The organism is Agarivorans sp. MS3-6 (assembly GCF_054112545.1).
Genome location: NZ_CM134202.1, coordinates 3,631,734 through 3,656,411, shown reverse-complemented (window position 1 = coordinate 3,656,411; position 24,678 = coordinate 3,631,734). Strand labels below are relative to the sequence as shown.

The following is a 24,678-nucleotide window of genomic DNA, read 5'->3' as shown; positions in this document are numbered from 1 at the left end:
TTGTTACAACCTACCTAACCTACTTAGAACAAGGTGAAAATGTAACCGTGCTTTTACCTTCTGATGCCTGCTTAACGGTATCTGCACACATTGTTTCAGAGAAAGACAAAGTGTCGTTAAAGTTATAGCCAATCTGCTCGCGAGTGTCGTAATTGGTAAACAAGAAGTCACCGTTTTCATGGTTATAAACAAACTGAGTCCAAGATGCGTAAGTCTCGCCGTTAGTTGGGTCAATCAAATCTTGAGGAACTAAGTTACCCGCGTTGAAGGTACTTAATAGCTTACCGCGAGTTTGTGGCCAAGTTTTACCTTCCTCAAATTTTACGTGTGTCGTGTGGAATAAGCCACGTAAGTTACGGTCTAGCGAGCTAATTGATGTAGGCACTTTTTTAGCCGTTAAGTCAGCTAAATCAACCTTAGCAACATAGTCACGGTGATCTTGTTGTAATGGAGAGTTTGCCATAACACGCAAATCTGATTTTTCATCACCGCGATGCACAACCATCTTTCCGCCTTTGTTTAGCTGTAATAAAGCAATATCGCCAGACTTATCGTGAATAGAGATATGCAAACCATGCTCGGTGCCATGTAAGCCATCTTTCCACGCTATTTGCCATTCGTTGTTATTGAACGCGGTGACAGCTTGTTCAGTCGTAGCATAAGTTTCTGTAATGTATGTAATCACATCAATGAAACTAACCGCTGGCGCACCTGTGTCTTGGTAGTCTTCGATGAAGGCTGCGCTATCAGCCATATAAAGCAATGATGCAGCAAGGCCCTGTGAGTTTATCGCGTCAGAAGTCACTCCGCCAAAAACATCGTATTCCATTTGTGCAACCGCATGATAATTAGTGGTCCACTGCATCGCATGCTTATAGCTAGGTGTTTCAGTGCTGCGCTCAATGCCGACTGGGTTAACTTGAGTGGTATTACCCAGCTGTTGACCCCAGTCAAGTGAACGAACCGTTGACATACCATGTGGTGTATCAAGGATGATGCGTGAACATGCATTGGCTGTTTGTGCCATGCCAACCATTGAGATTGCTGTAATTGCAACAAGTGCGATTTTATTTAGTTTGAAGTTTTTCATAAGTAGCCCCAATAAGGTTAGTGACAATTAAGAGTGTGTTGCTCTTTGATGTATTCATTATCGATTAAAACTGCTAATCTCAAAGTGGCTAAGAGTAGGTATTAACCCTCTCTAATAAAGGAGTTGACTATGGCTGTGTCACTAGAGCAACTGCACGCATTTGTTGCTACCGTTGAGCAAGGAGGTGTCGCCCAGGCTGCACGTCATATCGGTAAACATGTTTCGACATTACGAGAGCAGGTTAATAATTTAGAAATTGATACTGGACTCACGTTATTTGTGCGCCATCCACGTTCACTAGAAGTCACAGAGCATGGTGAGCAGTTATATAACTTTGCTAAATCGATGCTATCTGAGGCCAGTCATTTTGACGCTAAGGTTGATAGCTTATTGCAGGGGATCCCAGAAAGGCTCACGATCGCCATCGATACTAGCTTAGTGGAGTCTGCATTAGACAATCAGATATCAGCTCTGCTACAAGCCTACCCCTATCTCAGTTTAAAAGTGTTAAATGGTGATACCTTACAGATCAGAGGTTGGATATTGTCGGGTAAAGCTGATATTGGCATCATGCTATCAACGATTAACGTTCCTACTGAAATTACCCACGCCAATGCTTATAGCTTTGAAGTGATTAGAGTTGTGCCAGCCAGTTGGGAATTACCTAACCCGGCGCAACCAAGGGATTTACGCGATAAACTACAATTAAGTTATTCTTTTTTACAGGATATAGGTATGCGTGATGCCGACGTAATCAGTCACCGCTTTATGTTATGTAATAACGCAACTCAATTATTAAGTTTAGTTAAAGCGGGTGTAGGTTGGGCACATTTACCTAAGTTTGTTTGCGAAGATGCGCTTGCAGGTGGCGAAGTTGTTATCAATCAAGCTCCCAATGAATCCTTTTCAAATTGGAATGCAGAACTGGTGTGGAAGAAAGAAAAAGCCATTAACCCTGCCATGCAAATGTTTATCGAAGCGGTACAGGCTTTACCGAGCCATTAGCATAATCGACTTACCATAAGATGGAGGGGCTTGCCCAAGCCTAATCAAGCCACCCATTACTAACTTTATAATTTACAGTGATATTATTATAGGTGGCTTATTAGTACTCTTTTACTTCGCTTGATACACGCTTATTGTGTTGATAATTCGAGAGATGAGCCTGTGTTCCATGGCATCATCCCCACCACTATTCGTTCTATCAACAAACTTATCAAAAAACACAAAGGATTGGCTACTCATCTTTGTGTAGTTGTATGAAGCAGGGCCTTGTGGGTTTTGGCTATATCGTCAATTAGTTAAGCACGGCATTGATTGTGGTTTACTAGCCAGCGCTATCACAGCTTACCCGCAGAGCTGCCAAAAAAGTCTTGGTTAATTTTGTTATGAAATAGCGATATTTTCATCAGCACGTTTTTTAAATTTTGCTGCTCTAGCTCGGTTAAGCTGTTAATGGCCAGTACGTCGTTCACTTCGCGAAGGTCGGTGTATTCTACTATTTGGTTCATGAAGCGCAGATGCCAAATGTGATCAAAAATATACACCATTTCTTTAAAACTTTGCGGGTCGATTTCTTTTACCGCCGCCAACTTTTTAAGCCTTACCATGGTGTTTGATTCACGGATATCGTGTTTAAGCGCATAGATGCGACAAAAAATTTCCATTGGCCGCAGGCACGCTTTAAGATTGATTGAGGCTTCACCGTCGTGCCTTTCGGTTTTGATCTGCTTAAAACTATTTAACGGAACCTTGTAAGACAGGCAGTTTTTGGCATAAGTGCTTAAAAATGAGGGATGCTGGCGGGTAAGCTGATTAATGTGCTGCTGGATCTGGTCAACCAAGGCTTTTTTGCCATAGGTTGAGCGAATATCAAAAAACACATTTAGCTCTAAAATTGTGCTGGGAGTGGCACTATTGATCCAGCCTTCAAAGTTGTTTTGCCATTCTTCTACGGTTAAACACCAACGGTGATTGGTGGCCATGATTAGCCCTTCACAATAACTGTACCCCGCCTGATTTAACAAGCCGCATACTCTTTCAGCCAGATGCAAAAAATAGCGCTGGGTTGACTTGCGTCGCTCTGGTTCTGGGGCTTCAAACACGATGGCGTTATCTTGATCAGAAAACAGCGTCATGTCGTGACGGGCGTTACTGCCAAAAGAAATAAACGAAAAAGGCACCGGCGGCTCTCCTAGCTCTTCAATACTGAGATCAATAAATCGGTAAATGGCGGCATCATAAGCGCTGCCAATGGCGCGACGCAGGTTATCTGGCCGAGAACCCGCATCAATCATTTCACGGATAAGCTCTGGCATTTGGTTTAGCGATTCAACCACATGGCCTTGAGTATTACTTTGCGCTATTTGCTCAACAATGCGGCTGGTGAGCAGTTGATAGTCGGTGACTTTTTTCACTAGCCCAACACTCCCGCCATAGATTTTTCGGGTAATCGGGCGAAACGAAATAACATGCCCGCTTTTTTCTGAGAGGAATATTTTTGAGGTACTAAGAATTATATCGAGCTGTTTTCCACTTTTGGTAAGCAGTTGCGCTTCAAACTCACTGGCTTCGGCCTGGTGCTTAAATAGCTGTATTAGGTGCGCTAAAACACGGGCATTTTGTGCACAAGCAGGAAACAGCATGTTCCAAATGCTGTCTGCTTTTAGTTCAGAGTCTGAATAGCCCACCATACGGTGCAGCCGATTGTTGGCATAAAGCACTTCGCCATCGGCTTCAAGCATGTAACCTTCATTGGATGATTCAACCAGTGCTCGGTATCTATCTTTAGCTTCATGAAGCGCCACCTCGGCCCGCTTTTTTCTATTTTCAATGGTTCTACTTTGACCAATGATATAAGACATGATGGCCACCAGCCCTAGGGTGATTAGCATAAAGGTGGTGAACAGGGCTTGCTCTAGTTTGTCTATTTCTTTTTGCACGTCATTAAAGTACACCCCTGTACCAATGATCCATTGCCATTGTGCTACCCCATAAACATAACTCAGCTTGGGGGCGGTTTTGTTTGGGTCATCTTTCCACTGCCATAGGTATTCTAGATAGCCTTCTTGCTGGTCTTTTACCAGTTGAGTGAACTCAACAAAAATCAGCTTACCACTTTTGTTTTCACTGTCGGTGTAGCGGGTAAGATCCCTGCCCTTTAGGTCTTGCCTGTAGGGGTGCATGATCATGCGTGGATGCATGTCGGTAATAAAGAAGTAGTCTTTGTTTTGTTCGCCGTAACGCATTGCTTTTACTTCTTCTGCGGCTTTGCTTTGGGCTTGTTCTAGGCTTAGCTCGCCGCTTTCCTGCAATTGAATATATCGCTCTACAATGCTTACCGCCGATGAGGTTAGCTCTTTAATCATCAGCTTTTTTTGGCTCATCATCGACCCTTCTACCTGCGGGACAATCACAAAAACAATGGCGGTGATAAACAGTAAAATAGCCAGCAATGTTGGGATAACAATACGAAAACCAAAGCTGCTAACAAAGCTGTTACCGGGGGTACTGCGATCCGCCATGCCGTTAAAGTAGTCTTCCATCTCTTGGGCACTGAGGATGGAGCCCATTTCTTCGCTGTGTTGGGCGTCGTGGTACTTAGCGGTGAAGGTACCATTTTCAAAATCAGTTCTGCTGGGTAGGTAGCCGTCGTAATCGTCTTTAATGTGGGTTTCCACTACATTTTTTATTTGCTGACGTGAGTATTTTTCGCCAAATTCTTGGTAGGCCTCTTCTAGCGCTTCTTTGCAATGGCGAAAGCGGCGATGGTCGTAAGGGTCGTAACTGGCTATCTTGCCCATGCGCATATAATGGTCAAAGCCATCATGATCAAAAAATCCATCTATCCATTTATGGATTTCTTCGGCTCTTAGGCCAAATAATGTTTCGGTGCGATCAGCATGTTCAGAAATTTTCATATCAGTCGACTATAGGGTTGATTTTACAGAGTAACTTTCAGAGTCACCGCTGTTAGTTTAAGGTGCGCGATATCATAAATACCATCAAAGCCTATACAAAAACAAAGAACAACGACCAATAACCCTATCTAAATCAAAATTAACTCTTTTAAGCTCTTTTACACTCACAAAAATCTAAAGGGATTCTATATTCGGGTGCAAATTGCACCTTTTACCCTTTACGGGAAAATCAAACTGCCATGACCCCTCTTTGAACGCTGCTTGTTTAAAGGTGCTCTGTAACGTCTGGGATGTCGTCTCGTGTTTGCCGAAGGTGAGCATACAGAGCTTAAGTGGGTGCTACCGCGCAGTGTAAACCCCGTAAATACACACAGGAAGTGCTTAGATGTCTAAAAGTAAACAAAAATTTTACCGCGATATGCGCCGCAAGGCCCAGGAGTTTGACAGTAGGGAGGAGTTTCTTAATCACGATCTAAAAATCATGAGCTTTCGTCGCTGGGGCATTCACTTGCCATTTCGTGACTACAGTATTGAGATAGAAGATTGGGTACCCGCCCTTGCCGCAACCATCGGTAAAGTGGTTATGGTTACCGCCATGGTGGCAGCATTTGCGGCTCAGTTTGGCCTTTCCGCCGAATTTGTTGCTGAAAACGTACGTTACGAGCTGCTCATTGCCGGTGCGCTATTTGTTATCTTGTTTTCGGCCATTTTAAACCCTAACGCCAACCTCGCCGGTACTCACGGGCCAATGATTCCGCTAATTCCGCTAATTGCAGCGGCAGGAGGGCACCCGCTCGCCTTGGGGTTAATGGTGTGTGTGTTCGGCTTATTACTCGCCTTTACCAAGGGGGGCTCTAAGTTAATGACCCTTACCGGGGTGGGTGTTAGAGGGGGCTTACTGATTTACCTAGGCGCTGTTGGCTTGATTGGGCAAATCAATAAAACCGAGAGCTGGGCATCGGCCAGCGATCAGGGGTTTATCTCGTTTGCGGTCATTGGCGTTACAGTGTTGATTTACGCCTATTTGGCTAAAGTGAATAAACGCTGGTTGGCGATTCCACTTTGTTCTGCCATTGCAGGTATTGTGGCTTATGTTTTAGGGGCCGATTTTGCCTTTACTACAGAGCCGGGCCTGCCGCACTTTAGCCCTTTTTACTGGTGGGGTGAAGATACCGGTTGGCAACTAGGCTGGCCAACCTTGAGCCATTTTATTGCAGTAACACCATTTGCTTTACTCGCAGTGGCCATGTGGTCACCTGACTATTTGGGTCACCGAGTATTCCAAGAGCTTAACTACCCCAAAGAAGCCAAAGGCGTTTTAATGGACGTAGACGATACCATGATGGGCGCCTCGGTTCGCCAAGGTGTTGGTGCGCTATTAGGTGGCGGTAATCTGGCGTCATCATGGGGAACCTATATGATCCCTGCCGCCATTGCTAAACGCCCGATTCCTGGTGGCGCTTTGCTTACCGGTTTTCTTTGTGTATTGGCATCAGTGCTAGGTTACCCAATGGATTTAGCCATGTGGGAGCCGGTTCTACGTGTTGCGCTAATTGTGGGGGTATTCTTACCTTTATTAGAAGCTGGCATGCAAATGATTCATAAGCATAAAGACTCGTTAAGTGCTGGTATATGTATTTTTGCCTGTGCTTTTGTAAATCCTGTGTTTGGTTGGGCCAGCACCATGCTGCTTGATAACATGGGCTTAATTGGTGACCACGAACGCGCTAAAGAGCTGTCGTTTAAAGACAAATACCTGATCCCAGGTGCGGCATTTGTCATCTGTGTCGGCTCATTGGCAGCGGTTGGCCAGTTGCCGGGTATTCCGGCACTCATCAATCCATAAACGCTTGTAACAACAAAGCCTAGGCCGCTTTACGCTGGCCTAGGCTTTTCTATTCAACTAGGGCTTGTTGTTTGATGGTTTGCAACGCGCAGACTGGTGTTACTGTATTAGCCTTAAAACGTCTCGCTCAGTGAGTCGACATACTCATTAATCATTTAAGAATACCGTATAAGTATCGCCGCGATACTTTTTAGGTGCGGTCTTTTCACGAAAGCCCTTTTTTTCATCAAACCCTTGCACATAGTAATAGTTATCGGTGCCTCTCCACTCGCCATCGTCAGTCATGGCAAAGTAATAAAACACGCGGTTATTGGTGCGGGCAATAGTATTGGTTTCACCAGCTTCAATGTTGTACCACTCTTTAGTGACCCACTCATCATCACTATTTTTATAGCGTATCGCTACCTGCACCATTGAACCGGTTTTATTTTTAAAGGCAATGCGAACCACTTCGGCACTTTGCAAGTATTCGAGAGCGTTTTTATACTTTTGCGCGTGCTCCCAATTTCCTTTCGCTTCTGCTCGAGATATCGTATCTGCAAACTCGTCTTGTACTTTGCTGCCATTGTTAAGTGTGGGGTTGGTATTGGCGCCTTTTTTAACGAGCAGCTTGGCATGTTCGATATTGCCCCCCATTACTGCATAAATTAGCGGGGTCATGCCACTGTCGTCTTTTGCATTAACCTTAAAGCCTTGCTCAACAAGAAATTCAATTTTATCTGAATTATCATCAGACCAACTAAGCCCAACAGACACCGCATGCAATAGGTTGCTGCCGTCGGCCCCTGTGGCAAATTTATTAGCGCCATTTGCCACTAGCAGTTTATACAGCGCTTTAAAGTTATCGTGGTTATCTATCGCCAGAATGGGGCGGTCACCTTCTGCGCTTTTGAAGTTTGGGTCAGCCCCCAGCTCCAATAGAAAGGCGATAAATTCAAGCGACGCATTGCCTTTAATATGTTCATGAAGAGTGGCACTGCGACCAATCACATTGATTTCGGCGCCATGTTTTACCAGTAAGCGGATCAGTTTTTTGTCGTCAGCACTGATTTCATCGTCGTAGTACCGGCCAGGAAGCACAATAGATAGGGCGCTTCGCCCCGCTCTGTCCATGACGTTTACGTCTTGTTTTGAATTAAGTAGCGCTTTTACTTTGCGGTGGTCACGCCGCAATAATGCAAACATGAGGTCAGTGGTGCCGGCTTTCTTCCAAGCGCTCTGCAGTTTATCTAAGGCGGAGCGGGTGCCGTTTAGCGCAACCACAAAGGTACGTAGCTGGCCGTCTTTAAATTTAAGGGTTGTTCTTAACTCTGTGCCTTTTTTAAGCTGTTCTAAAGATTCGCTGTCCATAAACAATTCAAACGAATTGCCGCTGGTTTTGCAGGCGGGTGAACCCTCTATGTAACAATGGCTGTAAGCCGCCAACATACGGCCATCAACGGTGATCTCACCAATATGCACCACCCACTCTTGCCATTCTTTGTAGTCAAACTTTAGCTTGGCCGCACGCTCATCGTAATACACCGCCATGATGCTGCCGTCGATTAAGGTTTGGGTCCATAGGCTGGTAATACCTTGATCATTGGTATTTTGGTTAAACTCCCAACGGGCACTTTTGTCGCTGATTAGCTCTGGAGTTAGGGCCAACGCGTTGTGGCAAAACAGTGCCAACGATACAACCACTAGAAATTTACGAACCACTGTTGCTAAACCATCCATTGTTTAAATCTACCTCGTTGCTTTCCTTTCTCAATTGACACCACCGTTCAATCAAGATCACTGCTATTCAATACACTTGCCTGCTAGATTAATGATTTTCACCGCCTTCACATTGATTTGCCTACAAAGAACGGCTAAAAATCCTCAGCAAAACATCAATCAACCATAAACAGCGTTTGCTGGTCGTTGATACAAAGTGCTTTGGCTTTAGCCTTCTGTAAGCCTTAGAGCAAACCTCGAAACCCTTACTCCGAGCTGTATGAACTAAAGAACCCTAGCTTGGGGTAAAAGAGGGGGATGCAGTACTAGTGCCCTAACAGTAATTGCGGTATTTTTAACGGCATTACAGATGATAAGTCATCAAGGAGAGACATTTGCAGGCTTTACTCATTATAGATATGCAAAATGCCTGCTTTGAAGGCGCTAAGCGCTTTGCAGCAGATCAAGTCATCAAGCATATTAACCAACTGGCATGGTCTTTTAGGCAAAAGCAGCTGCCTGTTATTCATATTCAGCACCAAGACGCTGCCGATTTTTTACCAAACAGCCATGGCTGGCAGTTCATCCCGCAAATATGCCTTGAGCACACCGATTTGGTGATCGCCAAAACCTGCTGCGATGCCTTTATCAATACCGACCTCAGCCTACAATTAGCCAAACTAAAGGTAGAGCACATAGCTATTTGCGGCTGCGCTACCGATTTTTGCGTAGACTCGACCATTAAAGGCAGCATTGCCCAAGGCTTAGCCAGCACGGTGATTGCCGATGCCCACACCACCGCCGATAGGCCACACGCCAGCGCCGAGCAGCTGATTAAGCATTTTAATTGGAACTGGCCACAATTAATTGCTCCCAACCCTCCCCAACTACTGAGCTGCGCAGAGGCGGTCGCTTTACTTTAACGTTTAGCGACCGCATTAAAACCCTCTCAAGCAACTCTATGATAAAAATAAAATGAAGGCTCAATAAGCCAATGAGTGCCCTCAGAAGACAAGCTATTGCTCGCTTATATCAACAATAAAGGTATTTAAAAGGTGAGCTGAAAAATATAACTAATGAGTGTTTTTTGGGTGAAAGTGTAATCTTAAAGCGAAAGCTACATGACTTAGAGTGGTTTCATAGGGGGTTTATTCATGGTCAATGTAAGGAGGCCTAAGCCTCCCTTTTCGCTAAGCTAAGTTAACTTAGTAATGGGTAAGAGCATATGCCAAAGAACGGCCACTACGGCAATCTTCTGGCGCGGTGCCGTACCCTACTAATACCGGAGCGTTGGTCGTTTTAGCAGATAACAACATAGTAAAGAAACGCTCTGTTTCAGCTTCATTCATCAGCGTATCTAAAATGAAATAATCATAATCACATGGCGTAACAGGGTGGTCATTTAATTTAAAATACACGGTACTGTTATTGTAAATCTTTACCCACTGTACAGTAGAGCTAACGTTTGCCGTGTAATCTGCATTTGAAGAAAAAGAGACAAATAAAAGCGTAATAAACGCAAAAACGAATTTCATAGTATTTCCTAGTTCAATCAATTGATACGCAAGCAATCTAGTTTACGAGCGCAAAATAAAAGAGAACTCGATATTCAAGTTCTCTTATTCCTTTATTTCTAGAATACAAAAAATAATATTAAATCAAATGATTATCAACAGCTTGTAATGTGGTGCCACACAAAAAAACAAAGAAATTGGCCTTAAATACTTAAAACCCAATCCGGCTCAAGCTTTCTCGCATCGCATGACCAGATTGCTGCAAAGCGGCGAACGCCTGTTCATCAAGAGAACGTTCAATGAGTCGCTCTGCGCTCATAAGGCCAATAATTAAGCCACTGCCTAGTATCAATTATTAGCAAGCGGGTATAAGCAAAGCCTTGCGAGAAAACCTGGAACTGGGTATGGTCTGCATAAATCGATGACTTATAACCATTATGCCTACTACACTTTATTCCTTTCGTCGTTGCCCCTACGCCATGCGTGCTCGACTCGCCATTGCGGTGAGTAATACCCCTGTACTGCTGCGAGAAATCATCCTGAAACATAAACCCAGTGAGATGCTAGACATTTCACCTAAAGGCACCGTGCCGGTGCTGCAGCTTGAATCAGGCAACGTGATTGATGAGAGCGTTGATATTATGCTGTGGGCCTTACAACAAGCCGACCCGCAAGCTTGGTTAGCGCCAGATTATCCAAGCATGTTGCAATGGATTGAGCAAAACGATAAGCAGTTCAAACCTTTATTAGATAAATACAAATATGCGGTACGTTTTCCAGAGCAAAGCCCCCAAGATTACCGCCAACAAGGCGAAGTATTTTTACAAAAAATTGAACAACAGCTAAGCCAAACACGCTGTTTAATGGGCGAGCAACAAAGCCTTGCCGACATGGCCATTTTGCCGTTTATTCGTCAGTTTGCCTCAGTAGATCTTAGGTGGTTTGAGCAAGCGCCTTACCCTTATTTACAAGCATGGCTAAAACACTTTATTGATTCGGCATTGTTTCGCTCAATCATGCAAAAATACCCAACGTGGTTAGACAGCCAGCAAGAAATACGCTTTCCTTAATAACAGCTATTTTTACAAACATAGTCAATTTGACTGGAGAGCCTATGCCTAATTTCGTTTTTATTGCCGTTAGCTTAGATGGTTTTATCGCTGATAAGGATCAGGGCTTAGACTGGCTAGACAGTGTGCCCAACCCCCAAGGTTTAGATCTCGGTTATCAGCCGTTCATCGACTCAATTGATGCCCTCGTGATGGGCCGACATTCCTTTGAAAAGGTAATGAGTTTTGATTGTGATTGGCCTTACAGCAAACCCGTTATGGTTTTAAGCAATAGCCTTACAAGCCTACCAGAAGGCTTTACTGGCGATGTAACACTAATAAACGGCGAACTAAAGCAATTAGTCAAACAACTCAACCAACAAGGTTATAACAACTTGTATATTGATGGAGGCCTGACTATTCAGCAATTTTTAGCTAATGACTTAATCGATGAAATGATACTGACTCGCTTCCCTATATTGCTAGGTGGCGGAGCGCCGCTCTTTGGTGATTTACCGATGAGCAAAGCGTTTAAACATCAATCAACCAGCGTGCTGTTAGACCAACTCGTGCAAAGCCACTATATTCGCGAACAATAACTGGTTAAAAAATAAACTACAAATGGTAGGCAATTGATGTTTTAATTAGTGCCAATGGGCTTCACTAATCTTGCTTAGTAAGGACTCAGTTTGGCTATTAAATATTGCTATCGCAGGCTTTATTTTGCTGCACTTATCAGTTTAAGTGCGGTGGCTAACTCTGCCCAAAGTAGTGAAATCATTACCCTTACTAACGGAGAATGGCCCCCCTTTACCTCGCAATCTTTACCGCATCAAGGCTTTTACTCTGAGATAGTTCGCCAAGCCTTTGCTCTTGAAGGCTATCAAGTACAATATGAGTTTTTACCCTGGGCAAGAGCTTACATGTATGTAGAACAGGGCCAAGCCGATGGCTCATTAACGTGGGCTAAAACGCCGGCTAAAGGCCAGCAAGTATTATTTAGTGATCCTGTATTTTGGCACAATAAGGTTATTTTTCATTTAAAAAGCGCCCCTTTTGATTGGCAAACTGTGAGTGATTTCAAGGGGCTTAAAATAGGCGCGAGTGAACAATACACCTATGGCTATGAATTTGATTTAGCGGCAGAGAAAGGTGAAATAGATGTAGAATATGTTTCTTCAGATTTATTAAACCTGAAGAAAATGCTAATAAATCGGATCCGTTTGTTTCCCTCCGACGTGCACGTGGGTCATCAACTGATCAAGCAACACTTCTCGGCAGAACAAGCGGCTTTGTTCACTCACCACCCTAAGCCCATCCAACAAACCTACACCCATGTTATTTTTTCTAAACACCAGCCGTCTCGTAGCGAGCAACTGTTAGCCGCATTTAACCGTGGCTTAAAAAAGCTAAAAGAATCGGGCACTTATCAAGATATCATTGATCAAGCAGAGTTAATTACTCATGATTTCTCCGCACCTAAAAACAGCAACGCCGCAGCTAATTAGCTGCGGCGTTGAGTAACAACTTATAGCTATACGCTTAGGCCATTAACATTCGCCACCACATACCGGGTAAGGTAGTAAACCCAGCGGTATAGTGTTTTAACTCGCCGTTTTTTATGACCATTAAAGTAGGCGTTACCGAAATGCCCCACTGTGCACCCAGTTTCGATTGTGGGTCGTTCACTACATTAAACTGATAGTTATGATGGTTTAAGTAAGCTTGCATTTTTGCCTGCTCGCCCGAGCGCAGCGCGACAGTGACCACATTAAAATGCTTAGACAACGTGTTTACTGCGGGGCTCACAAAGTTACATACCCCACACCACGAGCCCCAAAAGTACAGGAGCACCGGTTGGTCTTTACTTAAGGCTTGTAAATCTATGTGTTCTCCCGCTACGCTCAGCGCGCTTAACTGCGGCAGCTCGCCCTCTGGCACATCTTGAGAACGCCACAAATCAACGCCAATACTCACCACAGTAACAAAAAACAGCATGGACAATAGCTGTTTTAAGCCGCTCCAAAGTTTACTCTTCATTTGCCGCCTCCAAGCCTTTTAACTCAAGCTCAATCTGTTGCTTAATTTGCTCATAAGGCACTAAACCAGGGATCAAGCTGTCGCTAAATACCAAGCTTGGTGTACCACCAATGTTCAACTGGGTCATTAACTGCAGATTGTCATCTAAGATTTGTTTAGCTTGTGGGTTCTGCTTAGCGGCCGTTAACCATTGTTGATTGCCAGTAAGCTTAGCGACGTTGGCAATTGACTCACTCGTTAAACGGCTTGGGCTAGCCATCAATTTAGTATGCAAGTCCATAAATTTCTGCGGCTGCTCTAACCATATGGTTTGCGCAAATAACGACGCTTCTTCAGAGCTAGGCCCCAAGAGAGGTACCATTTTAATCACCACCCGTAGCTGCGGAAACTCTTCCACTAACTTCGCTAATGAAGGCTCTACCCGCTTACAGTATGGACAGTTAAAATCGGTAAAATAAGCAAGGGTAATTGTCGGGTTATCACTGCCCATCCATGGGTCATTTGAGTTAGTAAACAAGTTATTGGCTTGCTGTTTGATTACTCCGCTTACGCCTAGTTGCTGTTGCAGCTCTTGGTAGGCTTGAAAAGCTATAATGGCGTCACGCAAAATCTCAGGATCTTGCACCATGGCATCTCGGATCAGCACTTTTAGTTCGGCGCGCTGTTGGTCGCTAAAACTGGACGTTTCAGCATGCCCGTAAGGGCTAAACATGCCGATAAGTAACAGACTAAACAGCCAAGGGCGAAAACGATGAACCGTGTATTGAATCGTCGTGTTAATCATTATTTATTCCTGAATGAGACCAGCGGCACCAGCGGCTTGAGCAAAGGCTTGCTCTATCGCTTGGTGGCTTAAGATTACGGGAAGCGCTATGCCCTCTGGGGCAGCGGGGCCGTATACAATATTAAATGGTACGCCAAAGCGCTGATAGCTTTGTAAAAACTCGCTCACCACCGCGGAGGGCTTTGTCCAATCACCTTTAACTAATAGGGTAGACGGCTGCTTTAACAAACTATAAGTAGGATCTTGTAAGGTCACTCCCACTTTGTTGGCTTTACAAGTAATACACCAATCTGCTGTCACATCAACAAACACCACTTTGCCCTGAGCGACTTGCTGCTGAATATTGCTATGCTGAAGCGGCTGCCATACTAGATCGGTAGGTAAAGCCTTAGCCCATTGTTCACTGGTCATTGCGCCTATTAAAGCGATTCCCCCGCCCAATAACACCATAGCGCTTAGGCTTATCAGCAATACTTTAGCGCCGTGTTGCTTGGCTACAAACAAGATGAATAACAGCACCAATACTGCTATCAAACTCAACACTATTGGCATCGCCACAAAATTAGCCAGCAAGCTTACTAGCCATAAACTGGTGGCTAATAACATCAGTGAAAATATCAGTTTCACCAAGCCCATCCATTTACCCGGTTTAGGCAAGACTTGAGCAAGCTTAGGAAATGCAGCCACTAATAACCAAGGCAAGGCCATGCCTATCGCCAAGGCGGTAAACACAACCACTAAGCTTGCGCTGTCAGCCCCTAACGCAAAAGCCACAGCGGTACCCAAAAACGGCGCACTACATGGTGTTGCTAACAAGGTAGCAAACATGCCTTGTAGAAAGTGCCCTACATAGCCATTTCCACCGATGCTTGCTAGCCGGGTTTGCCAAGTTGAAGGTAGGCTTATTTCAAACGCACCCAACATGTTAAAGGCAAACAAGCTGGTCACTAAGACCATAAAGGCAATAAACCAAGGCTGCTGAAACTGCACGCCCCAGCCCACCGCCTGGCCACTAAACTTCAGCAGCAAGACGAAGCCAGCTAATAGCCAAAACGACACAACAATGCCGGCAGCAGAGGCCATAAACTGCCTACGGATTGTCCCTTGCTGTTGATGAGGCGCGGCAATAACCGAGCTAAGTTTCATGCCAAGCACCGGCAATACACAGGGCATAATATTAAGAATTAAGCCGCCCAATAAGGCAAACACCAATAATTTAAGCCAAGATACCGACTCAAGCACTACCGAGCCTGCACGTACCTCTGCTTGATATTCAAAAGCCTGCTGTTTATCAAAAACCGTTAAGCTCAGTGTTTTATTCAACAGCTGTGGTTCACCTAGCCAATTTTCAGCGCTAAAAAGCGCGCTTAAACCATCTGACTGAGACTCCAAGTTCAGTAACTTGAAGGTGGTATCGGGGTCACCATCTACCACTACTTGGGGCTGCTGCCACGGCGCATCACTAACAAGGTTTACTTGCAGACGCTGTTGGCTTGCATCCCATATAAACTCGCTAGCACTGCCATTAAGCACTAGTGGTACCGCCACTTTCGCTTTGTTGTAGAAGTACATCGCTTCGCTGTCTACTCGCAGCTTGGTTGGTGTAAAAGCCAGCGAAAACGGGTAATCGGTGAGCACACAAACATTGGTACACGTGGATAAGGTGAGTACGCCTCGCAGCGTGGTAGCTTCGGTTAATGAGTTAAGGGTGAGCAGTAGCGGAAAATCGACATTCTGCTGGTACCCATAGGTTTGCAAGCCGAGTAGCGAGAAACGCTCTGGCACTGGCCAAAACCACTCGGCAGATTCAAAGTTAGTAGAGCCTTGCCAACTAATGCTGGGGGCGATCCCTCCCTCACCGGGTGAGCGCCAATAGGTTTTCCAGTCATCAGCGAGTTTCACCTGCAGCACTGCTGGTAAACGCTTGCTGTCGGTGTCTAGTTCTCCGGTTAACATTAGCCGCACTTGGGCAGGCGGGTGCTGTGGCGAGCTTAACCATCCGCTACTTTGACCAAAAGCCAAACTAGATAAACATAAGCTAAATAGCAGCGCTATTCGTAGTAATGTGTTCAATATCATCTCCAAAAATTAAAAAAGTAAACGCGAAAAATGCGTTAGTTTTTACTCTCGAAAATGACACTCTCTAAGATACAGTCGCCGCGGCGGCGGAATACTGGGTTTAACCAATGGTCGGTAGCAAGTAACGCAAAGCACGCTTACCCAACTTAACGACAAAAATAAAACCACCACAAACAGCTGTTCTAGGGTTTGCACATGTTGCTTTAATAAATGTTCGGCAAACTGACAACTCTCATTGCTGTGCAATTGGCTGCTTAGCGGGTCATTGCTAACAAGGTGCGCATTGGGGCAAGCAAAGTTAAGCCCAACATTTTTAGCCACGCACACAGCTAGCAACGCGGCTAATAGCAGTAAACTCACTCGGGCTTTATATTGGCTTTGTTTAAACAACATAATTTGGGTTAACGATGTAATGACTACTTTTTACTGATACCACTGATTGATTACAAGCAAAACCCGTAGATTATTGCGCTTAATGAGATTAGAACAGGAAACCACGCATTAAATTTCCTGCTTATTTAGAGATAGGAGAGATGTTAAATAATGCCATTAGCGATGAGCTTAAGCACCTGCCTACACAGACCTTTTTCAGCGCCAGGCTAGCTCATGCAGGTATCAGCGTTAGACCTGTAAGTATTGAAAGAGGAAGTCACTCGAGCAAGCAGTACTTACTCGAGTGATAAGCACTTAGCTAAACTGCGCCATTTGTTGACGAAGCTCTAAAGACAAGCTTTGCAAATGGGTCGCACTGCTGGCGGTTTGCGCGGCGGTATCCCGGCTATCGTTGGTGAGAGAGCTAATTTGCGATGCATTAGCGGCAATTTCTTGGGACACTTGCGACTGCTGCTCGGTAGTGGCGGCGATGGTTTCAGATTGACTCGCTATCGTTGCCACTTGCTGGGTAATTCCGTTTAGCGCTTCGCCGGTTTTAGCGGCGTGCTCGGTGAAAAACTCGCCGCGTTTTTTACTCTCGCCCATCAAGGTAACAGCATTATTGGTGCTGCTTTGTAATTTACCGATTATATCTTCAACCTCTTTAACCGACTCTTGAGTGCGCTGAGCGAGGGTTCTTACCTCATCGGCTACCACCGCAAAACCACGCCCTTGCTCGCCAGCTCGCGCTGCTTCAATAGCGGCATTCAGTGCCAATAAGTTAGTTTGATCAGCAATGTCATTGATCATCTTAGTCACATCTTGGATGTTGTTGCTCTCTTTGCCCACTAACTCAATGGCTTCAGCAGAAGAATGCAATTGCTGATTAAGTAAATCGATCTCGCTCACCATTCGCTCAACCAACTCTGCCCCTTGCTGACTATTGGTATCAGCAGCCCTTACGCTATTGGCAATATCTTCTACTTGCTCCGCGACTGACGCCGCCGAAGATGACATTTCTTCAATGGCGGCAGCCACTTGGTCCACCTGAGCCTGCTGGTTATCTAACTGCACCAAACTGCTTTCTGCATCTGAATATACACTGGTAGATTTGCCCTGTAAGTCTTCACTGGTAGCGCGAATATTGCCCACCAATACATTAAGCTTGCTCGCCATTTGATTAACACCCGCGGTAAGGCGCTGCACTTCATTGTTAGATTGGTGGTTACCCTGGGCAATTTTAACGCTGACCTCCCCGGCCCCCATACGCTGCATATTAGCGCTTAACTCTTCAATAGGTTTGGTCATACGGCGAACAAATAGGCTCAGTGCAATCACGACAAAAACCGCCAGAGAGACCGATACCAGCAGAATAATAACCAGCAAGTCGTGGCTAGCTTTGGTGACCTCACTAACAAAGGTGCCGCCTAATACCTTCCAGTTCCAGCCGGGTACATCTGCAAATACTAAGTATTTGTCACCCACTGTGCCTTGATACTGATAAGGATATATCAGCCTGCCGCTGCTTTGTTCAAATAGCACGGCAAAAGGTTTATCGCCATTAAAGTCTGTGCGATCGATAATCGAATTTCCCGCTTCAATTTGCGGGTGAAGCAGGTAGTCTCCAAGTAAATTGTTAGGGTTGTTATCTACCACGATGGTGTAACCAGTATCACCCCATTTAATTTGCGAAAGATTACTAAAAATCTCTGTAGTGACGCTGTCGATGGGCACACCAATGAAACTTAAAGCGGCGACTTTACCTTGTTCATTTTTAAGCGGGTAATAATAGGTGAGGTACTCTTTGCCAAACAGTGACACCTTAGCATGATAAGGTTTACCACTGATTAGCGTGCTATATCCTGGGTGATTGGTGCCTAAACGCGTACCAACAGCCCGTTCGCCTTGGTTATCTTTTAGCGAGGTGGCCACCCGTACAAAATCATCACCAGACGCACTAAACAACGTCGCCACTGCGCTAGTATCTTGGGTAAATCGGTCTACGTAGCGGCTATTACCCACGAGTGACGCGCCTCGCACATGCAGGTCTTTTACTTTAAATTGCTGAAAATCTACTTCACGGTTAGCCACTGCCAAGCCATTTACGTAGCCATTACGAAATGAAGCTTCTAAGTCATGCGCCCGCTCTAGGTAAGAAGCAAACTGACCCGCCACCAATGAAGCCACGGCTTGAACCTTAGATTCATGATTTACCATCGCTTGTTCAAACAAGGCTTTTGATGCTTTGTTATAAACCAAACTCGCCATAGCCGCTAAACCCAGCAAAACGACCAGCCCAATGATCAGCTGTAGTTGCAGCGAAATACTTTTATTCCTAAATCCGTTAATCATGTTAACTCCTTTTAACAAACGGGCTGACTAAAAAGTCAACAAGATATCTATAAAAGTAATCTAAATAATTCGATTAGTGAAGTAAACGACCGATTTAGCGGATAGGAGATTTGTTTGTTTTATATCAACAATGGCCCAGCACAGGCACTTTATGGCGGTTTCTTCAATATTTTAGTCCGCGATAAGTGTCACAAAAAGCACTGATAATTTGTTGATGAATTTACGAAAAAAGGTGCAAAGGTAGGCAAAAAAACGTACCAAGCAAGCCTCATTAGGCTTGCTTATTTAACAAGAGATAACACCAACTAACGCCGCTTAGTTTGCCGCGGCTTTAGATATACCAGCTAAGGCGCCAGCCACTTTAGCTAATACCGGCTCACAGCCATTCATTTGATGACGCTTGGCCAAATACTCAGGGTCGTTATAAGAAATCCACACCTTGCCAGCTTCATCTTGCCAGATTAAGGCTTTTTGCGGTAAATCTAGCGCGATCAGCTGTTGGCATTTCATGAGTGGTGAACCTACTTTAGGATTGCCAAAAATCAGCAACTCGGTATCTCTCAGCTCAATATCTACCTTAGCCGCACCTTGCGAATGTTTCACATGATTAAAAACGGTCATGCCTTTTTTCTCAAGGATCTGCAACATACGTTCAGCCGTTTGCGCCACATTATGTTGGCTAGCGACACTGATTACACCATCGCTACTAGCATCTGCTGCGAATACGCTACAACACATAAGCAAAAAAGTTATTGTTCTCAATTTTGCCGCTTGCTCAAATTTCCTCATGCGCTTTCATCCTCATTAATTGGTAAACAACTACAAAACAACCCTTTAGCTGTATTGCAACTCATCAACAAGTCTAGTGCATTATTAAGCTTGCATTTCTACAAGTATGCCTTTAATGCAGGTTGGAGCTAGCAAAACAACAAAAATGAATTTCTATAATTCCCCAATTCATTAGGTATTCGCTCTATTCTCCTGCCCATAACTGCTGGACAATGCAAAGGCCAGCCATAAAGTCACGACTGGAGTGCACGCAATGATCAAATCAAAAACATTTAAACGCACACTACTCGCAGCAGGCATTGGCTTATTAGTGGCGAGCCCGAGCATTTTGGCTAGCACGCTAAGTGCGCAGCTTAGCGCTGCCATTCACCACCACAACATCCCTAATCCGGTTGGTATTTCTAGCACGCTAGAGTCAGTGATTGATAAGCGCCAAGTGGGTGAAGCAATGCCAGCCACGCCTGAATCTACAGAGGAATGGCTAAAGGCTGTAAAGTTCGCGAATAAAGAACCTGCCCAGCTTGCATTAAAAGCGGCTAAAGAGCTCGACGTAAGTGTTGAGAAAAACTCCATTGCAGGCGTAGAGACCTTTGTGGTGACCCCTGCAACCATTAATCCACGCTATGCCGACCACTACTTTATGCATTTGCATAGCGGAGCATTTGTCTTTGGTGGCGAAGAAGCAGCCCTACGTGAAGCAATATGGATGGCAAACGGCCTAGGTGTAAAAGTGATCTCGGTAGATTACCGTAAACCGCCTCTTCATCCCTTTCCGGCAGCCATCGACGATGCAGTTGCAGTATGGAAAGATATCACCAGTAAGCAAGAAGCCAGCAAAACCGTAATATTTGGTACCTCGGCCGGCGGTAATTTAACCCTAACCACCACTTTGCGGCTGAAAGAACAAGGGCTACCTATGCCTGGAGCACTCTTTGCTGGCACTCCCGCTACCGATCTTGCACACACCAGCGATAGTTGGTTAACCCTAGAAGGGCTAGATCCTCTAGGTCGCCGCGCAGGTCTGCTTCAAAGTACTTTCGACTTGTATGCCGCTAACAACAACTTGGAAAACCCTTTGATATCTCCCGTGTATGGAGAGCTAAACAACTTTCCACCAACGCTGCTAATTTCAGGCACTCGTGATTTACTGCTTAGCGATACCGTTCGCATGCACCGCGCGCTTCGTGCGGCCGGAGTCAGCGCCGATTTGCATATCTATGACGGGCAGTCTCACGCCGACTACTTACTCGGGCTAGCTCACAATTTGCCCGAATCAGATGATGCGTTAGCCGAACTAAACGCCTTTTTTAATACACACCTTAACTAAATAGCTATCGAGCCCCGTAAGGGGCTCGCCATTACCTGTTACAAAGGACATTGCTTAATATGACACGCTTAATATTGTTTTTTGCTTTAATAGGCCTTTCATTTTCGGCAATGGCAACTGAACAACAGAACCCAACGCAACGTAGTATCGATTTGTCATCACCTCAGCAAACTGTAGACAGTTTTCTCAACAGCTCGAAACAAGTCATTAGCGCTTGGCGAACCGAACAGTTCAACTCACTAGAAGGGCAACTAGCCTTTTATCAAGCCAGTAAAACTCTCGACTTATCCAGCACTGCCAATCGTAATCGCAACGTGGTAGTGATGGAGAAAATCGTACTATTGAGGGAAATACTTAACCGCCTTGAATTAAATGAATCTACAAAATTTACGCCCTTGCCCGTTGATGAGGGCGGGCTAAATTCTCGCTGGCGTATTGGCGGTACTGACCTAGTCATAGAAAAACAACTTGAGGGAGTAAGAGCAGGTCAATATTTATTTTCCGCCTTGTCGGTGAACCGCTTATCACATCAGTACTACTTGTTTACCATTAGCGAACAACAAGTCTCCAATCATCACGACCTCTATGAAGAGTTCATTTTGAACCCAGGCCCACTCATATCGCGTAGTGTTATATCGGCCCTCCCTATGTGGAGCCAAGAGCTATTCGCAGGGCTTCCAGCATGGCAATGGATGATGCTGCTAGGCTTATCGTTAATTAGTATAAAAGTCACCAAACTAAGTATTTTGTTTGGCAAATGGTGGAATGCCCGATTTGATGATACAGAGCGTCATTGGCAATTTGGCAAGCAACTAGCGCTAATCTTTAACATCCTGTGGATGATGCTCTTTAGTAAAATAATAGATGATGGGATTTGGCTATACGGAATAGTGTATCAGCTTAGCTCAAGCTTAATACTTATCGTTCAGTTCGTGTTTATAGCATGGTTTGTGTTGTCAGTTTTTATCTATTTCGCGATAGTCATTTCCACCAAAAAATATCAAGAAACCTCTCCAGACTCTTCACTTATTCTGGTACTGGCAAAATTACTAGGTGGCATTACCATTGTACTGCTTGGCCTCTACGCACTGGAGTTTATGGGGGTATCGATTTCTCCCATATTGGCGGGCTTAGGTGTGGGTGGTTTAGCCATTGCCTTAGCTATTCGTCCATTGCTTGAAAACTTAATCAATGGTTTAACTTTGTACGCCGATGGCGGTATAAAAATCGGCGAGCTATGTCGCTATGGAGACAAAAACCTTTACGGCGTTATCGAAAATATTGGCTTGCGAGCTACTCGAATTAGGACTTTAGAGCGCTCAGTCATTACCATACCTAACTCTGAATTTGCCAACATGGAAATCGATAATTTAGAAAGGCGAGATAAACGGCGTATGGAGCACGTACTTAGACTTCGACCCGAAATAAGTGTAGAGCAACTGCAAGTATTACTGGTGAATTTACGGCGTGATTTTTTGCGTCACCCCAAAGTAGAAGAAGAGCCAACTCGCGTTAGATTTATGGGGCTAGGAAGCTATTCACTTAAAGTCTCGATCGTACTGTACATTCGCTGCCGCGATCACGATGAGTTTATGGCATTACAAGAAGATTTATTATTTATGCTGTACAAAGCTGTTGATCAAGTTGGCGCAAAACTGGCCTTTTCAACTCAGCACCAATATGCCGGTAAGCTTAAAACTATTGAAGCAGAACAAGTTCTTAAAGCACAACAAACCGTGCAAAAGTGGCATGAAGAGGAAAGCTTCCCCTTCCCTAACTTTAGTTACAGCTACCGTTATGAAATTAAAGACACCTCTATCTTTCCTGTCCCCACATCGGCAGTAAGAAAAGACAGCCAATTCAACTAAATATGTAGGCAAAGACGAGTATATGAATTGCTGAAATACATATACTCATTGCCCCATATAGGCAAAATAGAAGTCAAATATTTATCCTTAACTTCTATTTGGAACAACACCATGACAGCTTTCTTGAAACGCGAACACATACTAATTTTGGGGATGCTACTTGTTGTTTTTCTTAAGCTAGGTGGCGACAGCTTTCTAGCCCCCACTAGCGGCATTGTCGCTTACTCGTTCACTACACTTGTACTGTTCGGTATTGTATTGGCAGCTATCTTTGCGGTAGTTCGTCACTCAGATGCCTTAGCCATAAAACTAGGTGACCCCTATGGCACCCTATTACTGACTCTCTCGGTGATTATTCTTGAAGTTGTGATGATTTCATCGGTGATGTTAACCGGAGATGCTAACCCGGTACTCGCCAGAGACACCATGTTTGCGGTGATTATGGCAGTACTTAATGGTTTACTCGGTATTGGTTTAGTATTAGGCGGGCTGCGTTACCATACTCAAACCTTTAGCCGTGAAGGCATTACCTCCTATATGGTGGCCATTATTCCACTGTCGGTATTGTGTTTAATTTTGCCTAACTTTATTCCCACTAACAGCGCGGGTGCAATGCCGCTCATTTTCACCATCGCACTGGTTGTCGTGTCGATAGCCTTGTATGCTGTTTTCCTCTACACCCAAACTAAAAGTCATAGCTACTTCTTTGTTGATGCTAAAAATGAAGACGAACACGAAGCACACGGCCTACTAAAGAGCAATCTCTATCACTTCTTACTACTCGTGGGCTATCTAGCAGTGATTATTTTGCTAGCCAAAAACTTAGCAATGCCTATCGACCATGGCATTAGCAATCTAGGTGCGCCAGCGGCACTAGGCGGATTAATTGTAGCGCTATTAGTGCTAGCGCCAGAGGGCCTTGGTGGGGTTAAAGCCATCATGAAAAACCAATTACAGCGTGCCATGAACCTATTTTTTGGTTCAGTGTTGGCCAGCATAGCACTCACCGTGCCAACGGTATTAGTGATCTCAAGCTTGATGGCAGAACCCATTACCCTAGGCTTAGGGGCAATTGATACTACCCTGCTTATTGCCACCTTATTGGCCACTTCTGTGAGTGTGGTGAGCGCTAAAACCAACGTGCTTAATGGCGTTTCTCACTTAATACTGTTCACCATGTACCTAGTACTGATTTTTGTATAAGAAGAGGTGCTAAATGCTTGAATTATTGTCGATGATTTATAACAGCGACTTTGAATCATTACGAGATATGAGCTCAACAAACTGGTTATTGTTTTTGCTGTTCATGATCTTGTTTATTGAATCTAGCTTTGTATTTCTGCCACTACCCGGCGATAGCTTAGTGCTATTTGCTGGAACCCTTATCGGTTTAGGCATACTAGATTTTACCAGCACCTTTGCATTACTGAGTTTAGGAGCGGGTTTGGGAACCTGCATCGCTTACTTACAAGGCCGTTACTTGCAAAAAACCAAGCTAATGAGCCATGCTAAGCGAGCAGTTCCTAGCGATACCATGCAGCGGGCAAACACCTTGTTAAGGCGCTTTGGTTTTATCGCCCTGCTGGTTTCTCGCTTTATTCCTTTTGTACGCGTTGTTACGCCAATGCTAATGGGAGCAGCAGAGTTTAAATCTTCAAAAACTGTATTGATGAGCCTTACCAGTGCCTTAATGTGGGTTTGCCTACTGCTACTAGTAGGCAAGTGGATCACCATTAACCCTTTAGTATATGCTTACCAACATCTACTCACTCGGATTTTTATCCTCAGTAGCCTAGTGCTTATGTTAGTGGCGATTGTGGGTATACTGTATCGCCTAAGCAGCCGAGGTAAGCGGATTAAGTCTTTGTAAAAACTATTGATAGCAAGGGATTGCTTTCCTCTTCTTCCTATTGCACTAGCATTGCTAAGCTGGCTATTCGTGTTTACTAT

At 44.7% G+C, this 24,678-nt stretch carries 20 protein-coding genes; 10 read left to right on the top strand and 10 right to left on the bottom strand.

The genetic code is table 11. The annotated features are described in order from the left end of the window. Positions 1-19: 19 nt before the first annotated feature. Positions 20-1,090, bottom strand: coding sequence for a linear amide C-N hydrolase (locus ACVFI8_RS16850; RefSeq protein WP_457872006.1), 1,071 nt, complete (start codon positions 1,088-1,090; stop codon positions 20-22). Between the two features lie 129 nt (positions 1,091-1,219). On the opposite strand from ACVFI8_RS16850, the gene ACVFI8_RS16845 reads away from it, so the two are divergent. Continuing rightward, positions 1,220-2,095: a LysR family transcriptional regulator gene (locus ACVFI8_RS16845; RefSeq protein WP_457872005.1), complete on the top strand. Its 876-nt coding sequence runs from the start codon at positions 1,220-1,222 to the stop codon at positions 2,093-2,095. Between the two features lie 335 nt (positions 2,096-2,430). On the opposite strand, the gene ACVFI8_RS16840 is transcribed toward ACVFI8_RS16845, so the two are convergent. Beyond that, positions 2,431-5,010, bottom strand: coding sequence for a DUF294 nucleotidyltransferase-like domain-containing protein (locus ACVFI8_RS16840; protein WP_457872003.1), 2,580 nt, complete (start codon positions 5,008-5,010; stop codon positions 2,431-2,433). A gap of 385 nt (positions 5,011-5,395) precedes the next feature. Here ACVFI8_RS16840 and ACVFI8_RS16835 point away from each other — a divergent pair, with 385 nt between their 5' ends. Further along, entirely contained in the window at positions 5,396-6,856 is a 1,461-nt protein-coding gene (locus ACVFI8_RS16835) for a DUF3360 family protein (protein WP_457872002.1), read from the top strand. A 147-nt stretch (positions 6,857-7,003) separates the two neighbouring features. Here ACVFI8_RS16835 and ACVFI8_RS16830 read toward each other — a convergent pair whose 3' ends face one another. Further along, complete coding sequence (locus ACVFI8_RS16830; RefSeq protein ID WP_457872001.1) at positions 7,004-8,575, bottom strand: ankyrin repeat domain-containing protein; 1,572 nt, start codon at positions 8,573-8,575, stop codon at positions 7,004-7,006. A 374-nt stretch (positions 8,576-8,949) separates the two neighbouring features. Between ACVFI8_RS16830 and ACVFI8_RS16825 the strand changes: the two genes are divergently transcribed. Continuing rightward, complete coding sequence (locus tag ACVFI8_RS16825) at positions 8,950-9,477, top strand: isochorismatase family protein (protein WP_457872000.1); 528 nt, start codon at positions 8,950-8,952, stop codon at positions 9,475-9,477. Positions 9,478-9,759: 282 nt separating this feature from the next. On the opposite strand, the gene ACVFI8_RS16820 is transcribed toward ACVFI8_RS16825, so the two are convergent. Beyond that, positions 9,760-10,089, bottom strand: a complete 330-nt coding sequence (locus ACVFI8_RS16820) for a hypothetical protein (protein WP_457871999.1) — start codon at positions 10,087-10,089, stop codon at positions 9,760-9,762. A gap of 416 nt (positions 10,090-10,505) precedes the next feature. Between ACVFI8_RS16820 and ACVFI8_RS16815 the strand changes: the two genes are divergently transcribed. From ACVFI8_RS16815 to ACVFI8_RS16805, 3 genes are all read left to right on the top strand, one after another. After that, positions 10,506-11,138, top strand: coding sequence for a glutathione S-transferase (locus ACVFI8_RS16815; protein WP_457871998.1), 633 nt, complete (start codon positions 10,506-10,508; stop codon positions 11,136-11,138). A 44-nt stretch (positions 11,139-11,182) separates the two neighbouring features. Then, positions 11,183-11,716, top strand: a complete 534-nt coding sequence (locus ACVFI8_RS16810; protein WP_457871997.1) for a dihydrofolate reductase family protein — start codon at positions 11,183-11,185, stop codon at positions 11,714-11,716. A gap of 90 nt (positions 11,717-11,806) precedes the next feature. Further along, a complete protein-coding gene (locus ACVFI8_RS16805; protein ID WP_457871996.1) occupies positions 11,807-12,625 on the top strand; it encodes a substrate-binding periplasmic protein in 819 nt (272 codons plus the stop codon). A gap of 34 nt (positions 12,626-12,659) precedes the next feature. On the opposite strand, the gene ACVFI8_RS16800 is transcribed toward ACVFI8_RS16805, so the two are convergent. The 6 genes from ACVFI8_RS16800 to ACVFI8_RS16775 form a co-directional block, all read right to left on the bottom strand. Beyond that, the gene (locus ACVFI8_RS16800; RefSeq protein WP_248712430.1) at positions 12,660-13,157 is read right to left on the bottom strand and encodes a protein disulfide oxidoreductase; all 498 of its coding nucleotides are present in this window, start codon (positions 13,155-13,157) and stop codon (positions 12,660-12,662) included. Then, positions 13,147-13,941: a DsbA family protein gene (locus ACVFI8_RS16795; protein WP_248712431.1), complete on the bottom strand. Its 795-nt coding sequence runs from the start codon at positions 13,939-13,941 to the stop codon at positions 13,147-13,149. The genes ACVFI8_RS16800 and ACVFI8_RS16795 overlap by 11 nt, the downstream gene beginning before the upstream one ends. A 3-nt stretch (positions 13,942-13,944) precedes the next feature. Then, positions 13,945-16,026 carry a protein-disulfide reductase DsbD family protein gene (locus ACVFI8_RS16790; protein WP_457871995.1) on the bottom strand — a complete coding sequence of 694 codons (2,082 nt, stop codon included), beginning with the start codon at positions 16,024-16,026 and terminating at the stop codon, positions 13,945-13,947. Positions 16,027-16,062: 36 nt separating this feature from the next. Next, positions 16,063-16,413, bottom strand: a complete 351-nt coding sequence (locus ACVFI8_RS16785; protein WP_457871993.1) for a hypothetical protein — start codon at positions 16,411-16,413, stop codon at positions 16,063-16,065. 294 nt (positions 16,414-16,707) lie between these two features. Further along, on the bottom strand, positions 16,708-18,744 hold the full coding sequence (locus ACVFI8_RS16780) for a methyl-accepting chemotaxis protein (protein ID WP_248712433.1): 2,037 nt from the start codon (positions 18,742-18,744) through the stop codon (positions 16,708-16,710). 315 nt (positions 18,745-19,059) lie between these two features. Beyond that, a complete protein-coding gene (locus tag ACVFI8_RS16775) occupies positions 19,060-19,533 on the bottom strand; it encodes a DUF302 domain-containing protein (RefSeq protein ID WP_248712434.1) in 474 nt (157 codons plus the stop codon). A 253-nt stretch (positions 19,534-19,786) separates the two neighbouring features. Here ACVFI8_RS16775 and ACVFI8_RS16770 point away from each other — a divergent pair, with 253 nt between their 5' ends. The 4 genes from ACVFI8_RS16770 (at position 19,787) to ACVFI8_RS16755 (ending at position 24,598) form a co-directional block, all read left to right on the top strand. Next, entirely contained in the window at positions 19,787-20,860 is a 1,074-nt protein-coding gene (locus ACVFI8_RS16770) for an alpha/beta hydrolase (RefSeq protein WP_248712435.1), read from the top strand. A gap of 59 nt (positions 20,861-20,919) precedes the next feature. Then, positions 20,920-22,728: a mechanosensitive ion channel family protein gene (locus tag ACVFI8_RS16765; protein WP_457871990.1), complete on the top strand. Its 1,809-nt coding sequence runs from the start codon at positions 20,920-20,922 to the stop codon at positions 22,726-22,728. Positions 22,729-22,839: 111 nt separating this feature from the next. Next, positions 22,840-23,931, top strand: a complete 1,092-nt coding sequence (locus ACVFI8_RS16760) for a calcium:proton antiporter (protein WP_457871988.1) — start codon at positions 22,840-22,842, stop codon at positions 23,929-23,931. Between the two features lie 13 nt (positions 23,932-23,944). Beyond that, positions 23,945-24,598, top strand: coding sequence for a DedA family protein (locus ACVFI8_RS16755; protein ID WP_457871986.1), 654 nt, complete (start codon positions 23,945-23,947; stop codon positions 24,596-24,598). Positions 24,599-24,678 lie beyond the last annotated feature (80 nt).

Coding starts and splice junctions, on each gene's coding strand:
- ACVFI8_RS16850 (WP_457872006.1), bottom strand. CDS start 1,090: ATGAAAAACTTCAAACTAAATAAAATCGCACTTGTTGCAATTACAGCA.
- ACVFI8_RS16845 (WP_457872005.1), top strand. CDS start 1,220: ATGGCTGTGTCACTAGAGCAACTGCACGCATTTGTTGCTACCGTTGAG.
- ACVFI8_RS16840 (WP_457872003.1), bottom strand. CDS start 5,010: ATGAAAATTTCTGAACATGCTGATCGCACCGAAACATTATTTGGCCTA.
- ACVFI8_RS16835 (WP_457872002.1), top strand. CDS start 5,396: ATGTCTAAAAGTAAACAAAAATTTTACCGCGATATGCGCCGCAAGGCC.
- ACVFI8_RS16830 (WP_457872001.1), bottom strand. CDS start 8,575: ATGGATGGTTTAGCAACAGTGGTTCGTAAATTTCTAGTGGTTGTATCG.
- ACVFI8_RS16820 (WP_457871999.1), bottom strand. CDS start 10,089: ATGAAATTCGTTTTTGCGTTTATTACGCTTTTATTTGTCTCTTTTTCT.
- ACVFI8_RS16815 (WP_457871998.1), top strand. CDS start 10,506: ATGCCTACTACACTTTATTCCTTTCGTCGTTGCCCCTACGCCATGCGT.
- ACVFI8_RS16810 (WP_457871997.1), top strand. CDS start 11,183: ATGCCTAATTTCGTTTTTATTGCCGTTAGCTTAGATGGTTTTATCGCT.
- ACVFI8_RS16800 (WP_248712430.1), bottom strand. CDS start 13,157: ATGAAGAGTAAACTTTGGAGCGGCTTAAAACAGCTATTGTCCATGCTG.
- ACVFI8_RS16795 (WP_248712431.1), bottom strand. CDS start 13,941: ATGATTAACACGACGATTCAATACACGGTTCATCGTTTTCGCCCTTGG.
- ACVFI8_RS16785 (WP_457871993.1), bottom strand. CDS start 16,413: ATGTTGTTTAAACAAAGCCAATATAAAGCCCGAGTGAGTTTACTGCTA.
- ACVFI8_RS16780 (WP_248712433.1), bottom strand. CDS start 18,744: ATGATTAACGGATTTAGGAATAAAAGTATTTCGCTGCAACTACAGCTG.
- ACVFI8_RS16775 (WP_248712434.1), bottom strand. CDS start 19,533: ATGAGGAAATTTGAGCAAGCGGCAAAATTGAGAACAATAACTTTTTTG.
- ACVFI8_RS16770 (WP_248712435.1), top strand. CDS start 19,787: ATGATCAAATCAAAAACATTTAAACGCACACTACTCGCAGCAGGCATT.
- ACVFI8_RS16765 (WP_457871990.1), top strand. CDS start 20,920: ATGACACGCTTAATATTGTTTTTTGCTTTAATAGGCCTTTCATTTTCG.
- ACVFI8_RS16760 (WP_457871988.1), top strand. CDS start 22,840: ATGACAGCTTTCTTGAAACGCGAACACATACTAATTTTGGGGATGCTA.
- ACVFI8_RS16755 (WP_457871986.1), top strand. CDS start 23,945: ATGCTTGAATTATTGTCGATGATTTATAACAGCGACTTTGAATCATTA.